Raw genomic sequence first — 20,012 nt, forward strand, 5'->3', positions numbered from 1 at the left:
GCAGCATTGTTTGATAGTTTCTATCAACCAGCTTTTGTCGGTTAGGTGTAGTACTGTAATTTTGAAGATAAATATTTATGGTGAATACTCAAGTCTTTGAATCATCTGTTAAAGAAATCACTTTTGACCTTAAAGCCTACTTATCAGAACGGCGATCGCAAGTTGAAGCAGCGCTTGAACAATCAATCACTGTAGTCTATCCAGAAATACTCTACGAATCCATGCGCTATTCTCTACTGGCTGGAGGAAAGCGCCTACGCCCGATTCTATGTCTTACCTGTTGTGAACTGGTTGGAGGCACAGTCGAGATGGCGATGCCTACTGCTTGTACGCTGGAAATGATTCACACCTTTTCTCTGATCCATGACGATTTACCCACAATGGATAATGATGACTATCGACGCGGCAAGTTAACTAACCATAAAATTTATGGCGAAAACATTGCCATTCTAGCTGGTGATGCGCTTTTAGCCTACGCCTTTGAGTTTCTTGTGGTTCAAACCAAAGGAGTTGCTGCCCAGCAGTTATTGCAGGTTGTTGCTAAGTTAGCTCATGCAGTAGCAGCAACAGGTCTAGTTGGCGGTCAAGTTCTTGATTTACAATCTGAGGGATTGCAGAATATTGACATCGAAACTCTCAACTTTATTCATGCTCACAAAACAGGAGCTTTGTTAGAAGCTTCCATTCTCTCAGGTGCAATGCTAGCGAAAGCTGACAAAGAAGTCCTGCAAAAGCTTTCTTGCTATGCTTCCTACATTGGTCTAGCTTTTCAAATAGTTGATGATGTTTTGGATGTAATTGGGACACAAGAAGAACTCGGTAAAACCCCAGGCAAAGACCAAAAGGCACAGAAAGTGACGTATCCCAGTTTATGGGGTATTGAGGAATCAAAACGCAAGAGCCAAGAATTAGTTGACCTAGCCAAAGCTGAACTTGTTGATTTTGGAGCAAAGGCACAACCTCTAATGGCGATCGCAGACTATATCACAGCTAGAACACATTAGTCAGCGCTCACTCTGCTCAGAAGATCGCAAAAAAAGTCAGGTTACTTCAAGTGGAACACACATTCCGCACCTGGAACTCTCACAGAAGAAATGGCAAGTAATTTTGGCGCTAGTTTTTGAATTAAAACAAAAGCTGGAGGGATAGAAAGTAAAGAATCAAGCCAGAGTTTGGTAAAAAAAATCAGTATAAAAAATACTGCATGAGAAAATAGAGCTACTGAAAGTAGAGTGAGTAACTCTTGCAAGTGACTTTTCCCGTTAAGTGTCTTTTGCAAGCTGCCAACCTTCTCTACGTTCGCGCAGCGTGTCGCAGACAGACGCTACGCGAACACAAAGGTCGTGTAATTTTAACCAACCACGCCACAGTACCTAATACCGTTCAGTTAAGCCCTAAATCCTTGGTAGAGACGCGAACATTTCGTGTCTCTACCAGTCAAAACACTTGATGAGTAGCGCCTCGTTCCGTTGCATTTGCGGAAAGTAGAACCACCGATGTTTCGGGTTGTACGTAATCACGTAGGCTTACCCGACGCGATCGGGATACACAAGGTCTGTTGGTGCGATACTTTGGGCGTCATACACCGCTAATGGAGACTCCTGCACTGGCCCTGCGTAGGCGTAGCCCGTCGAAGACATCGGTCGCCAGAGGTTGACTGGGGACTCTAACCTGTTCCCTATTTCTTGTCTTACTTTTGAGCAGAAGCAACGGCAGTGGGCGCACCAAGAATCTTGGCAAATCGTTCTAAATAGAAGCTTGCAGGATTTTCCACAGCCCGAATTGACTCGCGATCGCGCACAGTATTCCACCATTTCTGCAAGCGAGGGGTTTCTGTTGGTAAGGTGAAATTGCGGAAGTGTTCCAGGAGGGGCAAGCGTTCAAACCAAGGATAAAAGCTAATATCGACTAAACTCAGCTGATCTCCTAACCAGTAAGGGCCATCACCAGAGAGCTTACCTAGTCCTTCTTGCTCAATGTACAACAGCGATTCCAAAAACTCTCTTTGTCCCTGTCCCTGTTCTTGAGCATCTTTACCACGCAGGAGTTTGTTAAAGGCGGGTACAAAGCGAGTGTTGGCATAGTCGATCCAGATCCGAGCGATCGCTTTAGCACCCGGATCGCGGGGCAATAGAGGTGGTTCTGGGAAGACTTCATCGAGATATTCGTTGATGATGGCAGACTCATAAATTTCGATATCCCTATGTTTAATGGCAGGGACTTTGCCGTAGCGAGAAATCTGGGTGTAGCCATCTGGTTTATTTTGTAAGTCAATTTCAGTAGCGCTAAAGTCAATTCCTTTTTCCAGTAAAACCACACGGGTTCTTTGGGAAAAGGTGGAGGCTTTAGCAAAGTAAAGTTGTACGCTGCTCATAAAATACTTTCCTTGTAAATATTGCGTAGACGCGCAGTATCGTTAGACATTGCCTAGTTGGCACGCAAAAAAAAGTGCGATCACATACAGGATAATATACTACGGTTTATCAGTCGAATTAGCGTACAATAGGTTAAAAATATTTCATAGTCTTTACAAAAATACAAGTCCCAACAATTGCAGACGACTTGGCAAAAGTGACCAAAGCCAAGTATCGATATTCTTGATAACCACTGCTAAAGTTGATACAGCATACAATTATGATGTTATAAGTGCAAAACTTAAATCTGTAGGAACTGTAATCAAAATTAGGTCAATAAATCAGGATTTTCAAGTCAATATTATGGAGCCAATTCAGCCACAACAGCGCCGCGCCGCTGATCAAGTGTTTCAACAATCCCTCGATCAGTTGGAGGATATCTTACAAGAAAGTTCAACTGAGGAAGAAGAAATCCCCCAACTCCCGCAACTGGATACTAGTAGTCTCAGTGAAGTCGAAGCTCAAGACTTGATAAATATTGATTTAGCGGCTCTTGAGGATGCAGTTGCTGATATTGAACAATATCTCGAAGAAATAACAAAAACAAAATAGGGGTAAAAAGTTAAAATTCATTACTGACAAATCATTTGCCGCCGAGCTTCGTACAACATTAAAGCGGCTGCGATCGCCACATTCAATGATTCCACCCCAGGACTCAAAGGAATTCTAACTTGCTTATCTGCGATCGCTGCCAAATCTGCTGACAATCCAGCACCTTCATTTCCCAGTAAAATTAGACTGGGTTTTCGCCAGTCCACCTCCCAATAAGTTAAAGTCGCACTGGGTAAGGTTGCCACTACCTGCATTCCTGCCTGCTGACTTTGTTGAACTGTAGCTTTTAAATTTTCGGTTACCGCCGTTGCTAGGCGAAACCATTGCCCTGCTGAAGCCCGGAGAACTTTGGGGCTATCTAAATCTACACTATCTCCACTTATCCACAACCCAGATGCTCCAGCAGCAGCAGCAGTGCGGATCATCGTACCCAGATTCCCCGGATCTTGCACTGTTTCTAAAGCTAGGACTAAACCAGTCAATGGTAGTTGAGTTTGGCCAACGCTTCGTTTTGCCGTTGCCACCACACCATCTGGTTGGACTGTAGTAGCGATCGCATTTAATACTTCCTCGCTCACAATTTCGGTGCGATCGCTTTTACTACAAGCTTCTGACCACAGTGAGGAGTGGGCTGCTTGCCAATCTGAAGTACAACACACTGTTTCTAGTGGGTAATTAACCGCACAAGCTTCCTCTAACAGGTGCGTCCCTTCTAGTAAAAATAACTGTTGCTTGTGCCGCTCCTTGGTGGAGTGAAGTTTGCGAATTTGCTTGACTAGGGAATTTTGTAAACTGGTTAACATTAAAAAGTTAGGAGTTAGGAATTAAGAGTTAGGAGTTAATTTAGTTTTCTTAAACTCATAACTCTTAACTTCTAACTCGATAATATGCGGAACCCGGGACTTGAACCCGGAAGCCTTGCGGCACTAGAACCTGAATCTAGCGCGTCTGCCATTCCGCCAGTTCCGCTGACAATTGTCTTTATCGACAATTTCTTATAATTGCGTAATTTTTTACCTTTGTCAAGTGAAAACATTACACTTCTTTAAAAATCTCAACCTGAAAACGAGTTTTTTAGGGGATAGGTGGAATCAAAATATTAACTCAATAGTACAGCATTGATTTTTAGAGAACACTTAAGTTATTTTACTGAGTATTTAATTTTGCTTAGACTTACTAATTATTAGTTCTTTTTTATTAAATTTTTAAAAAGCTCAAAAAGCTTGCTATTGCTTGTTGTCAGCCCTAAAATTTCACCAAAAAAACAATTTTTTCCTCGAAGATGTTGTCCTAAAACGTGGACAAATTGAATCTTTACTGTAGAATCAAAACCAACTTCAAGCAGAATAAAATACGTATTACTTTTGGAGGTAGGCTTATTAATCCTTCTAGCAGCTTACCAGATGCCAAATTTGCTCCAAAAGCAGACTCCTCAGTCTTGCAAATTTGGGGTGGGCATCCTTTGCGAGGTCATGTGAAAATTAGCGGGGCAAAAAATGCAGCACTGGTAATCATGGCTGGAGCCTTGCTGTGTCCGGGCGATTGTCGCATCCGCAATGTCCCCTTATTAGCGGACGTGGAGCGGATGGGTCAGGTATTATCGGCTTTGGGTGTACGCTTAACACGGCAAGGTGACATTTTAGACATCAACGCCAGCGAAATTAAAACATCAAAAGCTCCCTACGAATTAGTTACCCAGTTGAGGGCGAGTTTTTTCGCCATTGGTGCCATTCTGGCAAGATTGGGAGTAGCGCAGATGCCCTTACCAGGCGGTTGTGCTATTGGAGCAAGACCAGTTGACTTGCATGTCCGGGGACTGCAAGCAATGGGAGCTGAGGTACAAATTGAGCATGGCATTTGTAATGCCTACGTCCCTGGCAGCAGCCGGAGATTAAAAGGTGCGAAGATTTACTTAGACATTGCTAGCGTTGGAGCGACGGAAAACTTGATGATGGCGGCTACCCTGGCAGAGGGCGAAACGATCATCGAAAATGCTGCCAGAGAACCGGAAGTAGTTGATTTGGCTAACTTCTGTAACGCGATGGGAGCCAAGATAAAGGGGGCGGGGACTAGCAGAATTATTATTGAAGGAGTCCCCAAGTTACATTCTGTTGACTACAGTATTATTCCCGATCGCATTGAGGCCGGGACATTTTTGTTGGCAGCAGCAATTACCCGCTCAGAACTTACCCTCTCGCCGGTGGCTTCAGAACATCTTGTACCAGTGATTGCCAAGCTGCGGGATATTGGGGTGACAATAGTTGAGGAAAAGCCTGAATACTTACGCATCCTGCCAGCGGAAACCCTCAAGGCAACGGATATTGAAACTCAATACCATCCAGGTTTTCCCACAGATATGCAAGCGCCGTTCATGGCTTTGCTGGCATTGGCGGAAGGCGACAGCGTGATTAACGAATCCGTCTTTGAAAATCGCTTACGTCATGCCTCAGAGTTGAATCGCTTGGGGGCAGATATTCGTGTCAAAGGCAACGCTGCTTTCGTTCGGGGAGTACCGAAATTGTCTGGCGCACCAGTATTAGGCACAGACTTACGAGCATCGGCAGCGCTAGTGATAGCAGGACTGGCGGCAGAAGGACAAACCACAATTCAGGGATTACAGCACCTTGATCGCGGATATGATCGACTTGATGTGAAGTTGCAGCAATTGGGAGCTAAAATCCTGCGTGTGGGCGAAACATCAGCAGATGCAGAAATCGCTTCCAGCATTAGTAGCCTGTCAAGTTGAAATTGATCGGTTGAGACTGACGTTGGAACAAGGGGAATGAGGGAAACGAGGGAGATAAGGTAAAATTTTCTCCCCCTGCTCCCCTGCTTCCCCTGCCCACCCTACTTAAATCGTTATACTAACTGTGGGAGGCTGTTTATTTAACCAGCCAGATTCCATAGTTGTGTTTTTTTATAGCTTGCTGCACTATGTCCTTCTTCAAAACCCCGCTAATTGGTTTAAAAGCTGACTCATTTCGTCATCCATTAGACCTGGAAGCTACTAAAACGCTCAAGCAAATACCAGGCATAGATATGTTGGTGCGAAATTGGCTCGGCCCAATGGCAGAACAGGTTTTCTATGTGGAAAATATTGCCTCCAGCGTTCTGGTGGGTGAACAGCAACTGCCCGATTTATATAAGCTGTTGTTAGACGCCTGTAAAATCCTGGATATAGAGCCTCCCCAGTTGTACGTCCGGCAACATCCGGCTCCCAACGCCTATACTTTTGCTGTGCGGGGTAAGCAGCCCTTTGTTGTGCTACACACATCCCTAATTGATATCCTCACACCAGAGGAAATACAAGCAGTAATTGCCCACGAATTGGGGCATCTCAAGTGTGACCATAGCGTTTATTTGACTCCTGTAAATTTATTAATATTAGCTGCGGCGATTGTGCCCAATGTCGGCACCTTCGTTGCTCAAGCGATACAGGCGCAGCTTTTAGAATGGGTTCGCTGTGCTGAGTTTACCTGCGATCGCGCCGCATTACTAGCAACCCAAGACCCGAAAGTTGTCATGTCAGTGTTAATGAAGCTGGCGGGTGGTTCCCCCACCTTAGCGCCACAACTGAATCTCGATGCCTTTGTTGCCCAAGCCCGCGCTTACGATGACATTAGCAAGACTGAACTAGGCGAAATGGTCAAAGCCGCCCGTACAGCCCAATTAACTCATCCAGTGCCAGTGCTACGGGCGCGAGAAATTGACCGCTGGGCAAGCAGCACAGAATATCAAACTCTGTTGCAAAGTCACGGACTTAAATCTACAAGTAATGAAGTTGCACCCAAAGGCGGATGGCGAAACTGGTAAAGCTACTAATGAAATTTGGTTATGTAAATTAGATGTGTTTTGGCTTACAATACTCCAGGGATTCGCTAATGCGTTGGCGCAGCCCGTCGTAGACATCGCACATTCTAAATTTCTTCAGGTAAGCTATGGGCGATTGCAGTGTGATCTAAAATACTGGTACAGCCCAAAAATCAGCTAATGACTAGGTTTCCTTACGACCAGTTCGCCAAAGACTATCTTAAAGAATTGTTACAACCATTGGGAGAAGTGGAAACAAGTCGGAAAGTTCCAGCCCAAATCCGAGAGATTGATGTTTATTTTGTACCTCCACCCCAATCCACAAAAAATACAAAGAATACAATAGAATTAGGGCTATTAGGAAAATTTGCGGCTGAACCTGCATTAGTTGAACCATTTAGAAATGCTGCTACAATTGCGGAGATCCGCAGTTGCATAAATAAGTTGTTTGATATCTTTGCTGAAGTAAAACGTCAAGCTAAAGGTGATAAAACTCGGCTTACAGAATCAGAATTACCACGTTTGTGGATTTTATCACCTACAGCTTCTGAATCTATACTGGATGGTTTTAGAACTGACCTAGATGAAGAAAATTGGGGAATAGGAATACATTTTTTAGGCGACTATTTTAGAACAGCAATTGTGGGAATTCACCAATTACCGTGTACAGAAGACACACTATGGTTGAGAATTTTAGGTAAGGGAAGAGTCCAGCAACAAGCGATAGATGAATTAGAAGCACTTCCCCAAAATAATCTCTTACGTTCCAAAGCAATTGATTTATTATTAAATTTAAAGATTACCTTAGAATTCAATCAAAATATAGACGATGAGGATAGAGATTTAATTATGCGCTTATCACCTATTTATGAGCAAAAATTAGCAGAAGTCAAACAAGAAGGAATCCAAGAAGGAATTCAAGAAGGAATTCAAGAAGGAATTCAAGAAGGAATTCAAGCAGAACGTCGTAATGTTATAGAGAATTTGTTGCAAGTTCGCTTTGGTTCTTTAGATGCAGACCTAAGAGTAATTACTGAAGCTTTATTAACATTATCTCCAGAGGAATTTACACCCTTATTACTGCAACTATCCAGGGAAGAATTATTAAATAGGTTCCTTTAGATGAACTCAGTCGGAGATATTGGGTTTTCTAGCTTGACTAAGAAATCGATGATTACTCGAACAATCCGATTCAAAAACATCCCATTGCTTAACCCACAGCCTCTACCATGACAGTTGTACCCAACGGCCATCGCTTTCAACCCATAAATCTCTTTGAGTACGAAAAGCTAGCAAAAGAGCATCTGTCTCAAATGACGCTCGATTACTATAGCAGTGGCGCTTGGGATGAAATAACATTACGGGATAATCGTGCTGCCTTTGAGAGACTCAAGTTGCGACCTCGTGTATTAGTCGATGTTAGCGATCGCAATCTAACTACCTCTATTTTAGGACAACCCCTGCAACTACCTTTATTAATTGCGCCAATGGCTTTTCAATGTCTAGCTCATCCAGACGGAGAAATTGCTACGGCTATAGCTGCCGCCTCAGCTGGTGTGGGCATGGTGTTAAGTACAATGGCCACAAAGAGCATTGAAGAAGTGGCCAGTGCATCTGATAATTTTCCAGATTCTCTGCGATGGTTCCAGCTTTACATCCATAAAGATCGGGGATTAACTCGTGCTTTAGTAGAAAAAGCCTATAAAGCAGGCTACAAAGCACTTTGTCTGACTGTAGATGCACCTGTTCTCGGACAACGAGAAAGAGATAGACGTAACGAGTTTGCCTTACCCCCAGACTTACATCTGGCTAATCTCGCCACTATCTCAGGGCTAGATATTTCCCATGAAAAAGGCGAATCTGGGTTATTTACCTATTTTGCCCAACAGTTAAACCCAGCAGTAACTTGGCACGATTTGGAATGGTTGCAGTCTTTATCACCACTACCTTTAGTCATCAAAGGAATTTTACGGGGAGATGATGCTGTTCGGGCTGTAGAGTGCGGAGCCAAAGCAATTGTTGTTTCCAATCATGGTGGCAGACAACTCGATGGTGCGATCGCTTCTTTAGATGCTCTAGCGGAAATAGTAGTAGCAGTGGATGGTAAAGTAGAAGTGCTGTTGGATGGAGGCATTCGTAGGGGCACAGACATTCTCAAAGCTCTGGCATTAGGAGCAAAAGCGGTACTGATTGGACGACCCATATTGTGGGGACTAGCGGTAGCAGGACAAGTCGGTGTATCTCATGTCATCTCACTCCTACAAGATGAGTTAAATGTGGGAATGGCACTTAGCGGCTGTGCCAAACTGGAGGATATTCACCCTAGTTTATTGACCCTGCCACGCCTTTAAGCCTTATTAAAGCTATTATTCCAGCAAAATCAGAATTAATTTTCAGATTAGTTACAAAATCCCTCAATTAGAGTATAATAGTTAAGATTAGATATAACGGGCGGGTGGCGAAACTGGTAGACGCACCACACTCAAAATGTGGCGGCCTTGCGGTCATAGGAGTTCGATTCTCCTCCTGCCCACTAGCAAAGAAGTACTAGAGAGGTTAAAAGTAGTGCGCCTCAAAAGATGGGAATCTCCCCGTAAAGAAGGCAGAAATGACAAAGGTAGAGGCGGTTCTGCAAGGAAGCGGCAACTTAAAAAGCAAAGGCAAATGTTACGGCAAAGACTCAAGGAAAGTAACAAACCAGACAATAACAAAAACAATATAGTAGGGGAAGATAAGTTTATCTTCCCTTGTTTTTTGAGCTTTTATTTGATAAAAAAATAAATTGTAGGGATATTTCAGTATATAGAATAAATCAAATTTGTAATAAATTTGAAAAATAATAAGAAAAAATTATTAGCCATTCTTTAAAATATACTAATTTGAATTAAACCTCTTAAGCGCATACTTACATCTCAAAATCATCAGACTGAGTTATGGGATTTTGCTTCGATATATATTTTTTAAATGTAGCAAATATTACGCAATAAATATATATCCATAGGAATTTATCGCAATTGTAATGCTTGCATGAATCTATCAAAAATTTATTATAAAGGAAGTATGAATTTTGGCAAACAGCGTCTGAAATCCCTAGCTTAAAACAGTAAGCTAGGACACAACAGCAAATAATTCTAGTATTACCGATTAAGCCAAAAGTATACTAAGAAGGCAATTGCACCTCCACGTGTTAACTTCCAATGATGACACAAGCCGACAAAAAGTCAGGAGTCATCCAATCCGAATTATTCAATATTTGGAATGGTCTAGGTAATCTATGGATTTTTTTCTTGGACACAGGAGTTATTGATGGTGGCAAGAGTGCTTCTACCTACTAAAAAAGTGCTTGATTTTCCTATTACTGCTTTACGCTTTGATCACCAGGTACAAACAATACTGAAGTGGGCCAATAAGCGTGAAAGTAAAACTGTATATGTAGCCAATGTACATATGCTCATCGAAGCTCATTGGAATCCAGAGTTTGCTGCCGTATTACGAAATGCAGATATAGTTACTCCTGATGGTATGCCTCTTGTATGGATGATGCGAAAAATGGGAGCGCTTTACCAAGACCGTGTGGCAGGGATGGATATTTTCCTAGCATTGTGTCAGCTAACTCAAACACAAAATCTTAGTATTTTCTTTCTAGGTTCCCAAACAGAAATTCTTTCTAGGATGCGAAAAAGGTTAGAGCAGGAATTTCCTCAGATGAAGATTGCGGCGATGGAACCTCTACCCTTTCGTCCCCTGACTGAAACTGAAGACGAAGCTTTGGTTCAAAAGATTAATTCTAGTGGTGCCAGCACCGTCTTAGTGTCTCTGGGATGTCCCAAACAAGAAAATTGGATAGCTCAACATAAGGGTAAGATACAAGCTGTAATGATTGGACTGGGTGGAGTTTTCCCAGTTTATGCAGGAATTCACAAGCGGGCACCCCGCATAGTTCGAGACTTAGGACTTGAATGGCTGTATCGATGGATTCAAGAACCGCGCCGACTTTGCAGTCGCTATGCTAAGACCATTCCACTATTTATATGGCTGGCTACGAAGCAACTACTATCATCAAGTCGTATTGCAGCAGTCTTCCTTCACGACACTGGGGATTAAGGAAAAGGAAATAGGGTAAGACCATCCGTAAGAGTTTAAGGTCATAAATAGTTTTTAAATAAGTAATAGTACTTAAAAGTCTGTCGAAAGGGGGGTAAAAAACACAATTTTTGGGCTAGCGATGCCTACGGGGAGCTACGCCATAAATAGTGTGTCCCTAGTCAGCAGGAACAGACCCTAAGGCGTTCATAATCAAGTGAAGCACATTTTAGATGCAAAGCGAATCGCGATCGCACAATTTTGTCCCTTAACCGTCTTTCATCACTATCGGATAAATTAACGTCAGTTCGACGATACAGCCAAACGTTGATTCTAAGGTTCACCCCAAAATGATCAAAGAGCCTAAGTGTAAGCATTTCGACCAATCAATGTCCTGCTGAAAAAACCCATTATCTGAAACCAACTATTAAAATACTTGACATTAACCCAGAATTAAGTGCTATATTAGCTATAGTGAAATCATTGGGGCGTCGCCAAGTGGTAAGGCAGCGGGTTTTGGTCTCGCCATCCCTGGGTTCGAATCCTAGCGCCCCAGTAAATATAAAGACAGGCATGATAACCTGTCTTTTATAATATTTAATTACATTTTTAAGATGCGTATCAATGCATCTAATTCTGTAAATGTTACTTGTCAGGCGATTTGAGAGCTTGATCCAGAGTCTGCCGAGCCTGTTCTGCTTTAGATCGCGCTTCCTGGTAACGCACATTAGCTTGGGCAAAATTTTTGAGAACTTTAAAACCTTCCTTGAGTCGAGTAATTTCCTCTTCAGTTACCGACTCATCGGAGAACAGAACATCAACAGCTTTGCGAATTTCCAACGCTTCAGTTCGTGACTCTTGAACTTTCAGCTTGAGTGTGGCCAAGTTACTCAGCACCTGAACAGCTTGTGTAATGGTATCCTCACCGCTAGCAGTATCAATAGTTGGCTCTTTAACCTCAATTAATTGTTGAGGCCCAAATCCTTCTTCCAGTTCCGTGGGTAGCTTACCTGCATCCATCAGTTCCATCAGCTGATCCATTGCTTTATCACGGGCTTTGGCTGAATCTTTTCCAGAAACAGTGAGGATAATTTCTGGGCTTTGAGCGAGAGTGTACTGAACCATATTTGATTTGAGCAGAAAATTTGCAGGTTAACCAAGCTGAGGAAAATAATTATAACATCTTACGTGTCAGGTGATTTATTGGTAAATCTATTTTAGTGTCGGTTTGCCAAATTCGTGTGATTTATATTTTTAATGATTTCATACTTCAATCCTGCACCTGCCAAGTCGCTCAAAATAAAACTTTATACTTAAGAAAAGGGGAATAAGTTTCAACAGGAGGGGAGAGCAATGGCTCCCAGTCCCACCATCATGCAAGCTGTGGAACAGCTGGGCTATCGTGTCACCGTTGGTGATGTGGCAACTCAGGCAGGATTGAACGTCGCTGAAGCTAATCAAAGCTTGTTAGCCCTGGCATCTGATGCTGGGGGACATTTGCAGGTAGCGGATTCAGGTGATATAGTTTACCTTTTCCCACCAAATTTTCGAGCAATTTTGCGTAATAAATACTTCCGGTTACGATTGCAGGAATGGTGGAAAAAGGTCTGGAGCATTCTGTTTTACCTGATTCGCATTTCTTTTGGAATTTTCTTAACTCTTTCCATCGTCCTGATAACTGTTACCATATTCATTATCATTACTGCTGCCAATTCAGACCGTGACGGCAACAATCGGGGCAGTAATTCCGGCGGTGGGGGGTTCTTCTATTTTCCAAATTTATTCTGGTATCTTAGCCCAAATTATGACACCCAGTACCAGGAACGGCGACGTGGAAGCCAAGAAGAAAGCAATCTGAATTTCTTTGAAGCTGTGTTTTCGTTTTTGTTTGGTGATGGGAATCCAAACGCCAACTTAGAAGAACGCCGCTGGCAAGAAATTGCTACGGTGATTCGGAGTAACCGTGGTGCAGTGGTAGCAGAACAAATTGCCCCATATTTGGATGACATTGGCGAGGGATATACAAGAGAGTACGAAGATTATATGCTGCCTGTTCTGACCCGATTTAATGGGCAACCGACGGTAAGTCCGGAAGGGCAAATTGTTTATTACTTCCCAGAGTTGCAGGTAAGTGCAGTTAAAAAACGCCGTCATTCAATATCAGCTTACTTGGAGGAATTACCCTGGCGTTTTAGTGCTGCAAGTTCAGGGCAAATTATGCTGAGTGCTGGGTTGGGTGTACTAAATTTTGTTGGTGCTTTAGTACTGGGAAGTTTGTTGAGAGATGGTACAGTTGCTGTCCAATTAGGTGGACTGGTAGCTTTTGTGCAAGGAATTTATTGGCTGCTATTGGCTTACGGAGCAGGTTTCTTAGGTGTACCGTTATTGCGTTATTTCTGGATTCGGTGGCGTAATCGCAAAATTGTTGATCGCAACCGCGATCGCCTTTCCCGATCAAGGCTATTAGCAAGTCCTGATCCACCTTTGCAACAAAAAATCGACTATGCTCAACAATTTGCAACAGAAAAAGTTATTGGCAATGAAGATTTAGTGTATTCTAGCGAAACTGACTTACTCGACCAGGAAGTTGAGCGTTCTGCACAAATTGATGCTGAATGGCAACGGCGCTTGGAACGTGGGAGTGGGGAATAGAGTGAAGAGTTGAGAGTGAGGAGTGAATAATTAAGATTTATTTAAAACTCCTAACTTTTAACTCCTAACTTTCTTCTTACTTCGCCTGAATTGGTGTTAAGGCTACACCTTGATAATAATGCCCCAAAATTTGCAAGTGGTTCACTCCCTGCCGAGCCAGATTATACGCCCCCCACTGACTCATACCCAAACCATGACCGAAGCCAAGCCCTTGCAGTACAAAACTACCATCGGCTCCCTTGGTAACGCTAAAGCGGGTACTTTTTAACTTGAGGGCTGTCCGCACCTGCTCGCCCTGTAGCACCTTTGTACCCCTGTTTCCGACAATTTTCAAGACTTTAACACTGCGGAAAGGTGAGTATGTTTCCGGAATCATATCCTTGACATTGCCCACCTCAGGAAATTTAGCGCTAATTTCAGTAGATGAGAAGGTTTTCACCCAATTACACTCTCTGATATTTTGGTCGTAGTCTTGAACAGCCCGTAGGTAAGGCTCGTTGCTTCCCCAAACATCTTCCACATTTTCAGTGTGTCCCCCAGAACAAGCGTGGAAAACTGAAAGAATAATCCGGTTTTTGTAAGTTAGTACTTGCCCTAATGTGGAATCCACTGCGGCGTAAGTAGCAGGAGATTCACTAATGACACCTTTGTAAATTTGCCAACGATCCGGGGTATTGCCTAAATCATAAATAGGATTATTCCGCTGTTTTTCTCGTTCGTAGAGGGCATAGGTGCGGGCTGCGATCGCTTGGGCTTTTAAAGCTTCTTGGGGCCAGCTAGCATCCATTTCGCCACCCAGAACGCTGTAGAGATATTCTTGGTCATCAACCCAGTTAACAGCAGTTAAGCCTTTTTCTGTAGGGACAACCAGAGTTCTACCCCGATACCAGCGATCGCCAATATAAACGAATCCTTTACCAGTTGGCTCAATCCAAAATAAACCAGACTGCCACTTATCTAAAGCAACTCCGCCAGGAATGGTTTGGGCATAATATGCACTCATCGCTGGCAACTCTCCGAGAGTCCGGCCAGTACTATCCTTGACGATCCCAGTGGTGGAACTGCCCACTTTTACCTGATTAACCCCTCTCTCAATTGCCACACGCAGAATTACAGATGCTTGGGCTGGGGCAACCAAAGCTATCCACAAAAGGACACTTACCCACGAATGACGTACTTTAATCTGGGAAAAGAAAGAGCCTAAGTAAAGTTGGAATTTCATGCTAATCATCTAATCACACTAGTATCTAATTGACGCTCTCAACTATGGCGTCTACTACTTTAAGATGAGACACTTCTCCAACGCAGGAGGTTGCCACCTCCTACTAATTATGCATTTTGCTTTAGCTATAAAGTAGAAATCAGATGATCTTGACACTCGCTCTTTGCAAGGCTCAGATCCCGGCTTCTTTGAGAAGTCCGGGATCTCGTTGTTCACGAATGATTTAGGATTGTTATTGCGATCGCGTATACCAGAAGTTCTTACCCGTGCTTCATCCTACAAATATCAGTGCGGTTGCATCTATAAACCGGATAAAATAGGACATAGGGACGCGGGGACACTGAGAGTTTCAACGTCGGTGCGTCTCCCACTCTTGGCATCTTCTTCGGTCTGCCTACGATGCCAATACCTTTTGATAATTGCTCACTTCATTAGCGATAATTCCAATTAAATTTAACTTACTCAAAATTTCTGTAGCTTGAGTCAGTTCACTTCGGGTTACTTTACCCATGCGCTCTACCATTACGATACCATTGCAAAGAGATGCCACAATTCTGGCATCAACTGTGCCTAAAATAGGCGGAGCATCTATCAGTACTAAGTCATATGTTTGCTCAAACAACTCTATTAGTTCTTTCATCCTTCGAGAACTGAGCAACTTCACCGTATCTTCTGGTACAGGGCCAGCAGTCAAAATATCAATAGAGGGGTGAATAGGCTGGATATAATCTTGAAAATAAGTAGTTGTCTCATCAACTAATAACAGAGATAGTCCCCAGTCATTGGATAGTTCCAGGATTTTGTGCAGGCTAGGATTATGTAGGTTAGCATCAATAACTAATACCCGTCGATGCATTCGGGTAGCACTAGCCACAAGCCCTAATACTAAGGTTGTCTTCCCTTCCCCTGGTAGTGCTGAAGTCAACATCAACGACTTGAAGGGTAAGGGATATTTTAATATTTGAATATTTTGGTAGATCATGTCCAAGGTTTCATGGACGGGCAATTTAGTAGTGGCTTCTACTACAGAGGAATCTAAGGTTCGCTGCCCATTCCAAGGCAGGTTCAGCCGCCGCTTTTTGACACCACGCGACGGTAATTTTGGTACTGACCCCAGTATACGTAGGTTCGTCAGTTTCTTTAAATCTCCCGCACAATAAATAGCGTCATTAAACTTTTCCAAAATCAGGGCTGCTAAGATACCTAAAATCGGCCCAATTACCCCTCCCCCAAGCAAAAGTAATAATATGTTGCTCCCCATATAAGTACCTAGAGCCGGTTCTGCTAAAACTTGCCAGTTATATCCTTCCTGAGCAATTTTCAGTCCCAAGGACTGTTGCGCCTGAAGCAGTTGTTCAAGGGTTTTATGACTAGTTTGTACCTTTGGTAACAGACGGTTATACTCTGCTATTAAGCTTGGGTATTTGTTTAGCTCAGAGCGGAGTCGCTGTTCTGACTCGGCTAAATTCTTTTCATTGGCAGTTAATCCTAAGACAGTTGTTTGCACCAAAATAAATTCGTCTACTAGTGTTGGATCAACCCCTACCATTTGCCCTTTTAAGAGCGGTTCTCCCTTCCTGCTAGTAGTAATAGCTTTCACCTCTTGTCGTAATAGCGACAGTTGACTTTGGCGTTGCTGCTTTAGTTTTTGTACCGATGGGTAATCGTCTGTATAGCGCAGCCGCTCCTTAGCCAATGCTAGTTCAGTCTTTTGAATTTCACTCAATAGTGCTTGGTAGCGGCTTGAGTGATTTAAACGAGAAGAAATTAGTTCATTCTGCTGAGATGAAGACGCTATTTGTTGCTCTAGGTTATCGTAGCGAGCGTTTACGTCTTGAAGATTGGCACGAGTGGTTTGTAGCTGTTGTTGAATATCGGCTAGAGATTCTAGCAGGATTTTACTTTGGACTTCGGGATTGAGTAATTTATGTTTATTGCGAAACTGTTCCAAATTTTTATCAGCTTTACTCACCTCTTTTTTTATCTCAGGTAGGCGAGCGTTTACAAAAGCCAGTCCCTGATTCAGACGTTCTTTTTGTTGCTCTTTATTGTAGTTTTGATAGACTTTCTGTAGAGATTGAAGTACTCTTTGTGCTTTGACTGGATCGTCATCATTGAAGGAAACTTTAAATACTTGACTAAAAACTTTATTAGCTCCTATGCCTCCTTCTTCTGGAGTCACTTCTAGAGATGTTTTTTTGTTCCGTTCTGTTTGAGCATTGATATCCTCTAAGGTAATATGAGGATAATCAGAATGAAGTAAATTTACGGCTTTCTGAAGCAACTTAGAACTCAGCATGAGTTTCATCTGAGTAGTGGAATCAACAACTTGAGAATTGGAATCAGTAACCTGATTATCTGTATCTACTGGAATATTATTTGACTGTGCTCCTTCAGATAAGTTGGAACTCACCAATATCTGCATATTACTCTGGTAAGTAGGTTTAGCAGTGACAGCCAAGAGGCTAGCAGCAGACATAACTACACAGGAAACCCCCAAGATCAGAAAGCGATGACGAAGCAAAATAGTAAATAGTTGTCTGATGTCAACTGCGCCTTGTGCTGAAGTAGTAACCTGTTGCTCTTGATTCAGACTAGTCTTAGCCACTATCAAACTCCTCTAATATCGAAACACTATATTTATTTGGAAGATTTATGAAAAATATGAAATGTTTTTTTACACCTATAGCTGCAACAACATACTTAATTATTCTTCCAATAATGACAAGCTCACTTGGCACAATATTATGCCAACTGGCGCTTGCATGTTCATCAATTCATGCATATAAATTATTAATCAGTGCTGGAAGAATAAATTTTCAATAAACATTTTCTTTGAATAAGAAAAATCTTGACGGAAAATTAATTATTTTTCCTAAATATTTAAGTAAAAAATTCTCTGATTCACAACACTACTATATGTTAAAGTTATTTTGATAACTTGTAATATAAAAACCAAATTAAGAAAAATATTTGAACCATAATATTTATTGATTATTGATACATTTAGTTGTCCGTAAGCCTTTAGTTAAATAGTTTACTTATCGCCAAACTAAACTGCTGTTTATTTGCTGGACGTTATGAGTTGGACTACTAAACTTTAAGATAGAGCCTGGTTAATTTTAAATTTTAGATTATAAGGGTTCAATAGGAAATCTAGAATCTGAAATCAAAATTTAAACGCCTAGCTCGGTTAACTCTACTTCCCGCCGCCTGGGTACTTCATGAATCATGAAATCATAAGCCATATCAGTACGGGGAAAAATAGCACGGGCTTCCTTAAGGAGATCCTTCAACTCCAAGGTATTGCCAGGAGCATAGCGGGGACTGAAATGACTCATAATCAGTCGATGTGCCCCAGCAGCTAAAGCTGTTTGCGCTGCCATTGTGGTAGTGGAATGCAATCGCTGAAAAGCCATGTCTGCATCTTGATGGGCAAAGGTTGCTTCGTGAATTAATACATCTGCATCATGAGCTAATTGCACTGCACCATCACAATAAATTGTGTCTGTACAATAGGCAATTTTTCGACCTATTTCTATAGGGCCGCATAATTGGGTGCCATCAATCACCCGTCCGTCGCCAAGGGTCACTGTTTCACCGCGCTTGAGTTGACCGTAAATGCGACCAGGAGGAATTTGCAACGCCTTGGCTTTTTCGATATCAAAGCGTCCTGCTCGGTCTTTTTCGGCTACACGGTAGCCGAAAGCTGTAATGCGGTGATGCAAATTACCACAGCTAACGGTGAAGTCATCGTCTTCATAAATTACTCCTGGACGGATGGCATGGACTTTAATGGGATAGGAAAAGTGTGTGTAGGAGTAACGGGAGGCAGCTTGAATGTAATCATTTAATCCAGGTGGCCCATATATATCAATTCGTTCCACATTGCCAGCCAAGCCGCAAGTGGCAAGAAGTCCCATCAAGCCAAAGATGTGGTCGCCGTGCATATGAGTGATAAAAATTCGGGAGAGTTGACTGATTTTCAGTTCACTCCGCATAATTTGATGTTGGGTGCCTTCGCCACAGTCGAATAACCACAGTTCTGCCCTTTGGGGTAATCTCAGGGCGACACTGGAAACATTGCGCGATCGTGTGGGTACACCGGAACTCGTCCCTAAGAATGTTATCTGCACAGCGTTCTTTAGTCTTCCTATTGCTCAATTTGCAGCTCTATTTTCTATAGTGACACGGTTAATGAGCAAAATACTTTTGAGAAGAAATCGCCTTTTTCTCTTTCATAATGATTATCATTCTTTAATAAATGCTGTCTCTTGTTTTTTCTGAAATAATATCAAGTCCGATCATACAAGAGTCCAGATCGTGGACTATGGAATGGTACAAAGGTGGCAGATTGATTGAACAAACTAACAGGTGAAAAAATAGATCGTAGGCCTGGTTGAGAATACCTCAAACAAATTATATTTTGTCTGCGTGTACCACGACCTGAATATACAGAAGCTGACCCAATTGAACAAGAAAGCTGGAAAAAAACTCAATTTGAAACTGCAATTTCTTTAAGCTAAACTATCCGTTCCCAGAAATAAAGCTATGGAGTATGAATGAATACTGTTTAGGTCTTCATCCGATTATAGTCTGATTAATAGAGGATTTAAACAAAAGTAAAAGACAAAAAAAGGTATAATGCTTAACCAGATTAGGTTTCACGTTGTAAAAGCCCGATGAAAGAAACCACCCCCGCAGCCATGCCTCCATGCTTTGAAAGATGGTGTCAAAGGTTTGACGATCTGTTCACGCATAAAGCGCAAAAAAGGGAATTTAGGGCTTATGTGGGGGGATTATTAGGAGAAAGTGAGAGAAAAAACCTATTTCAAATCGCAGAGAATGCTGTATGTGTGACTTACCACCATTTACACCACTTTTTGACGGAAGCGCCCTGGTCTAGTAGCCTTGTCAACGAACGTCGGTTGGAAACGATGAACAAGTGTAGCCAGACCATAATTAACAGAGGGTTTAGCTTGATAATAGATGATTCTGGACATAGAAAAAGTTAATTGGTTTTTGCCACAGAAGCGGAGAATCGGATTATCGAGGGATGCACTTTTGTTCCAGAGATGACTCACCCGGACATCCATAGATAATAGTTTTGAGTCCTGCTCATAATTGAGATTAGTAAAGATAACTGAGTGGCAGAAACTGGCACAGTCAAAAGTTGACGATTCTCAGCAATAACAAAAGCCTGCCCGAATGATCATCGGGAGGCTTTTGTTAGATTATTAAACCTGGCATCGAGCTATTTTTGCGTAGGGCTACCCCTA

The 20,012-nt window shown here is 42.4% G+C and carries 15 protein-coding genes, 3 tRNA genes and 1 pseudogene; 12 read left to right on the forward strand and 7 right to left on the reverse strand.

Annotation, left to right across the window (positions count from 1 at the left end; translation table 11 throughout):
• Positions 1-77 precede the first annotated feature (77 nt).
• Together crtE and V7K46_RS24930 are read left to right on the forward strand one after the other, a co-directional pair.
• A complete protein-coding gene (gene crtE / locus V7K46_RS24925) occupies positions 78-1,004 on the forward strand; it encodes a geranylgeranyl diphosphate synthase CrtE (protein WP_335117917.1) in 927 nt (308 codons plus the stop codon).
• Between the two features lie 245 nt (positions 1,005-1,249).
• Positions 1,250-1,450, forward strand: a complete 201-nt coding sequence (locus V7K46_RS24930; RefSeq protein WP_335117919.1) for a hypothetical protein — start codon at positions 1,250-1,252, stop codon at positions 1,448-1,450.
• Positions 1,451-1,690: 240 nt separating this feature from the next.
• On the opposite strand, the gene V7K46_RS24935 is transcribed toward V7K46_RS24930, so the two are convergent.
• Positions 1,691-2,374: a glutathione S-transferase family protein gene (locus tag V7K46_RS24935; protein ID WP_335117921.1), complete on the reverse strand. Its 684-nt coding sequence runs from the start codon at positions 2,372-2,374 to the stop codon at positions 1,691-1,693.
• A 343-nt stretch (positions 2,375-2,717) separates the two neighbouring features.
• On the opposite strand from V7K46_RS24935, the gene V7K46_RS24940 reads away from it, so the two are divergent.
• On the forward strand, positions 2,718-2,966 hold the full coding sequence (locus tag V7K46_RS24940; RefSeq protein WP_334722381.1) for a hypothetical protein: 249 nt from the start codon (positions 2,718-2,720) through the stop codon (positions 2,964-2,966).
• Positions 2,967-2,986: 20 nt separating this feature from the next.
• Here the strand turns inward: V7K46_RS24940 and V7K46_RS24945 are convergent, their stop codons facing one another.
• Positions 2,987-3,769 (reverse strand): TrmH family RNA methyltransferase, encoded by a 783-nt coding sequence (locus V7K46_RS24945; protein ID WP_335117923.1) that lies wholly within the window; start codon positions 3,767-3,769, stop codon positions 2,987-2,989.
• An 85-nt stretch (positions 3,770-3,854) separates the two neighbouring features.
• Positions 3,855-3,935 (reverse strand) — tRNA-Leu (locus V7K46_RS24950).
• A 409-nt stretch (positions 3,936-4,344) separates the two neighbouring features.
• Between V7K46_RS24950 and murA the strand changes: the two genes are divergently transcribed.
• The 7 genes from murA (at position 4,345) to V7K46_RS24985 (ending at position 11,415) form a co-directional block, all read left to right on the forward strand.
• Positions 4,345-5,712 carry a UDP-N-acetylglucosamine 1-carboxyvinyltransferase gene (gene murA / locus V7K46_RS24955; protein WP_335117944.1) on the forward strand — a complete coding sequence of 456 codons (1,368 nt, stop codon included), beginning with the start codon at positions 4,345-4,347 and terminating at the stop codon, positions 5,710-5,712.
• Between the two features lie 188 nt (positions 5,713-5,900).
• Complete coding sequence (locus V7K46_RS24960) at positions 5,901-6,779, forward strand: M48 family metallopeptidase (protein WP_335117925.1); 879 nt, start codon at positions 5,901-5,903, stop codon at positions 6,777-6,779.
• Between the two features lie 177 nt (positions 6,780-6,956).
• Positions 6,957-7,898, forward strand: a complete 942-nt coding sequence (locus V7K46_RS24965; protein WP_335117927.1) for a hypothetical protein — start codon at positions 6,957-6,959, stop codon at positions 7,896-7,898.
• A 107-nt stretch (positions 7,899-8,005) separates the two neighbouring features.
• Positions 8,006-9,127: an alpha-hydroxy acid oxidase gene (locus V7K46_RS24970; protein WP_335117929.1), complete on the forward strand. Its 1,122-nt coding sequence runs from the start codon at positions 8,006-8,008 to the stop codon at positions 9,125-9,127.
• A gap of 98 nt (positions 9,128-9,225) precedes the next feature.
• Positions 9,226-9,309, forward strand: a tRNA-Leu gene (locus V7K46_RS24975).
• 773 nt (positions 9,310-10,082) lie between these two features.
• Positions 10,083-10,880, forward strand: a complete 798-nt coding sequence (locus V7K46_RS24980) for a WecB/TagA/CpsF family glycosyltransferase (RefSeq protein WP_335117930.1) — start codon at positions 10,083-10,085, stop codon at positions 10,878-10,880.
• A gap of 463 nt (positions 10,881-11,343) precedes the next feature.
• Positions 11,344-11,415: transfer RNA gene (locus V7K46_RS24985), tRNA-Gln, on the forward strand.
• Positions 11,416-11,504: 89 nt separating this feature from the next.
• On the opposite strand, the gene V7K46_RS24990 is transcribed toward V7K46_RS24985, so the two are convergent.
• Complete coding sequence (locus V7K46_RS24990) at positions 11,505-11,984, reverse strand: hypothetical protein (RefSeq protein WP_334721898.1); 480 nt, start codon at positions 11,982-11,984, stop codon at positions 11,505-11,507.
• Positions 11,985-12,212: 228 nt separating this feature from the next.
• Between V7K46_RS24990 and V7K46_RS24995 the strand changes: the two genes are divergently transcribed.
• Positions 12,213-13,511 (forward strand): hypothetical protein, encoded by a 1,299-nt coding sequence (locus V7K46_RS24995; RefSeq protein ID WP_335117933.1) that lies wholly within the window; start codon positions 12,213-12,215, stop codon positions 13,509-13,511.
• A gap of 76 nt (positions 13,512-13,587) precedes the next feature.
• On the opposite strand, the gene V7K46_RS25000 is transcribed toward V7K46_RS24995, so the two are convergent.
• The 3 genes from V7K46_RS25000 to V7K46_RS25010 all read right to left on the reverse strand — a co-directional run bounded on the left by V7K46_RS25000 (position 13,588) and on the right by V7K46_RS25010 (position 18,869).
• Positions 13,588-14,733 carry a SpoIID/LytB domain-containing protein gene (locus V7K46_RS25000; protein WP_335117935.1) on the reverse strand — a complete coding sequence of 382 codons (1,146 nt, stop codon included), beginning with the start codon at positions 14,731-14,733 and terminating at the stop codon, positions 13,588-13,590.
• A 394-nt stretch (positions 14,734-15,127) separates the two neighbouring features.
• Positions 15,128-17,341, reverse strand: a complete 2,214-nt coding sequence (locus tag V7K46_RS25005) for a GumC family protein (protein ID WP_335117937.1) — start codon at positions 17,339-17,341, stop codon at positions 15,128-15,130.
• Between the two features lie 568 nt (positions 17,342-17,909).
• The gene (locus tag V7K46_RS25010; RefSeq protein WP_335117939.1) at positions 17,910-18,869 is read right to left on the reverse strand and encodes a ribonuclease Z; all 960 of its coding nucleotides are present in this window, start codon (positions 18,867-18,869) and stop codon (positions 17,910-17,912) included.
• Between the two features lie 546 nt (positions 18,870-19,415).
• Here V7K46_RS25010 and V7K46_RS25015 point away from each other — a divergent pair.
• Positions 19,416-19,745, forward strand: a pseudogene (locus V7K46_RS25015) (transposase); the annotation flags it as partial.
• Between the last annotated feature and the right edge of the window lie 267 nt (positions 19,746-20,012).

It is taken from the genome of Nostoc sp., from assembly GCF_036917395.1.
Taxonomy (GTDB): domain Bacteria; phylum Cyanobacteriota; class Cyanobacteriia; order Cyanobacteriales; family Nostocaceae; genus Nostoc.